This window comes from Arthrobacter sp. H14, from assembly GCF_000520495.1.
Lineage (GTDB): Bacteria > Actinomycetota > Actinomycetes > Actinomycetales > Micrococcaceae > Arthrobacter_C.
In genome coordinates, this window is the sequence record NZ_AZRX01000514.1 from 1 (window position 1) to 2,356 (window position 2,356).

Sequence of the window (2,356 nt, forward strand, 5' to 3'; positions counted from 1 at the left end):
CGGCCGACAATCGTCACTTTGGTTCCCAAATGCGCGAAAAGCTGCGCCTGCTCAAGCCCCACGTATCCGCCGCCAATGATGACCATTGACTTCGGCAGCTTGGTCAGCTCCATGGCTGTGGTAGAGGTCAGGTAATCCACCTCGGCAAGTCCGGCCACGTCGGGTCGTGCCGGTTCAGCGCCGGTGGCAATAATGAAGGAGCCAGCGGAGACCGGCTTCCCATCGGCCAGCAATGTGTCGGGATCGGCGAAGGAAGCCTCGCCGCTGCGGATTTCGAAGCCGTAGGCATCGGCGACGTCAACGTACTTCGCACCCCGGAGCTGGTCGATCAGCTGATCTTTTTGATGAACGAGCGAAGCCAGATCCACATCCCACGCGGAGGTGGGCGCACCGGGGAATGGATTAGCCAGGGCGGCATGGCGCGCACCTGCTGCGGCCAACAGGGTCTTGGACGGTACGCATCCTATGTTGACGCAAGTGCCGCCCAGTGCACCGCGCTCAATCAGGACCACCGACTTACCAGCCTGCCGGGCGCTGATCGCTGCCGCCATCGCCGCTCCTCCGGAACCAACCACGGCCAGGTCAAACTCATACTCGGTACTCAAAACGAAGCTCCTTCCAAATAGTCTCCACCCAGCATGAACCTTCCAGTACTGTGGAAGGTCAAGGGCGTGGACTCAACAGGGGAAATACTTATGCGGATTGGTGAACTGGCTGCGGCCGCGGGTACGACGACGAAAACACTGCGGTTCTACGAGTCAGCCGGCCTCATTCCACCTCCAGCCCGCATGGCCAGCGGCTACCGTGACTACCCGGAGGATATGGTTTCCCGGCTCAGCTTCATCCGCAGGGGTCAGCGCGCCGGACTGACCTTGGCTCAAATTCGTGAAATTCTCCACCTCCGCGACGACGGACAGCCGCCCTGTGAACATGTCGAAACCTTGCTCGCCGACCGGCTGGCAGAACTCGACCAACAAATAAGCGACCTTCGTCAGCTCCGTGAAACAGTTGCCGGGCTCCACGAGGCCAGCCGGTTGGCGGACCCATCACGGTGCCAAGCCGATCAGGTCTGCCGCTATATTTAGGTCGCCCGATGGATGTATGAGCGGGTAATTACTTCATAGGCCGCCGCGGCAGCGGCACCGTAAGCGAGGTGCAGAACAACGTCCATAACCCAGCTCGACGCAGGCCATTTCCTCGGGTCGGTAAGGCCCAGCGCCGCCATCGGGACGTCACTGCCGGCCATGGCGGCCGCACTCAATCCCAGAACGGCCACCGGGAACGGCACGTGGGTGCGCGAACGCAGCAGACCATAGGCGGCCCCGGTGCCCAATCCGGTAGCTAAGCCGAGCAACGCACCCAAACCCTGTCTCCGGTTGGAGGCGTCGTCCTCTTTGCCCAATGGGATGCCGGTTTTTCGGCCAATTTTCCTGCCGCCTTTGCAGGCATAGAGCTTGATGGCCGTGCACGTATCGCCATATCGGCGTAGGTGACGTCGTTGAGGGTGACCGTCCCAGCTTGCACCGGCAATTAGACCAAGCTGGAACGGGTGGCGGGAAACGGTTGTCAGACGCGCCATAACCTCATCCTACTTTCCACATCCAAAACACTAAGCTTACTGACCACTATTCCACGACGTTGATCCATTGGCCAGCGAGAGTACCCCCAAACCTTTGAAGGGGGATGTAGCCAATATCCTCAAAGCCAAAGCCGCTTGCAGTCATACTTGCGGCCGTTTTCCAGTAGGTGCGATGGAATCGGCCGCTTATCCTCCACTGTCAAGCAGTGTGACTGCACCGTGAGGACTATTTAAGGCGGGACCGCGCCGGCCACTGCTTCGGTTCAGGACGCGGTTGCAGCACTTTATCGATGGAAATATCGAGCTTCTCATTCAGGAAGGCGACCGAACCAGCGATGTTGCGATAGGGAAAAAACGGCTGGGGATAAGACCACGCCACGTCGACGAGAGCATCCTCATCCTTAAGGCTCCAATAGTCAGTGGCGAAACCTTTGTAGGGACAGATGCTCACCGTGGGGCTTGATACAAGACTTCCAAAGTCGACATCCCGCCTTGGCAGGTAGTACCGCACAGGCAGCCCTGTTTCCCAAAGAAAGACTGCCCCACTCGACTCGCCAATCACAACTTCGTTGTGACTCACAGTCACCAAGCGCGAACTTGACAGGGCATCAATATGGACGAAGGGGTCATGGGGATGTTCGAACACCTCCTGATCTTCTTCATACCAATGATCAAGTCCGCCACGCTCCCAAGTGACGCCTGTATAACCGTCGAAAGCCTTCATCCGCCACGCTCCATGGCGGATGGTCCGGTCACCAACGACGACATCGAACCAGG

4 protein-coding genes are annotated in these 2,356 nt (G+C 58.9%); 1 reads left to right on the top strand and 3 read right to left on the bottom strand.

Annotated features, from left to right (window positions below; all coding sequences use genetic code 11):
- On the bottom strand, window positions 1-605 hold a 605-nt coding region (locus Y707_RS0102125; protein WP_026533864.1), incomplete at its 3' end, for an FAD-dependent oxidoreductase.
- Between the two features lie 90 nt (window positions 606-695).
- Here Y707_RS0102125 and Y707_RS0102130 point away from each other — a divergent pair.
- On the top strand, window positions 696-1,085 hold the full coding sequence (locus Y707_RS0102130; protein WP_026533865.1) for a heavy metal-responsive transcriptional regulator: 390 nt from the start codon (window positions 696-698) through the stop codon (window positions 1,083-1,085).
- On the opposite strand, the gene Y707_RS22800 is transcribed toward Y707_RS0102130, so the two are convergent.
- Both Y707_RS22800 and Y707_RS22805 read right to left on the bottom strand, forming a co-directional pair.
- Window positions 1,082-1,579, bottom strand: a complete 498-nt coding sequence (locus Y707_RS22800) for a hypothetical protein (RefSeq protein WP_216699188.1) — start codon at window positions 1,577-1,579, stop codon at window positions 1,082-1,084. The genes Y707_RS0102130 and Y707_RS22800 overlap by 4 nt on opposite strands.
- 226 nt (window positions 1,580-1,805) lie before the next feature.
- On the bottom strand, window positions 1,806-2,356 hold a 551-nt coding region (locus tag Y707_RS22805), incomplete at its 5' end, for a DUF427 domain-containing protein (protein ID WP_216699189.1).

Coding starts and splice junctions, on each gene's coding strand:
- Y707_RS0102130 (WP_026533865.1), top strand. CDS start 696: ATGCGGATTGGTGAACTGGCTGCGGCCGCGGGTACGACGACGAAAACA.
- Y707_RS22800 (WP_216699188.1), bottom strand. CDS start 1,579: ATGGCGCGTCTGACAACCGTTTCCCGCCACCCGTTCCAGCTTGGTCTA.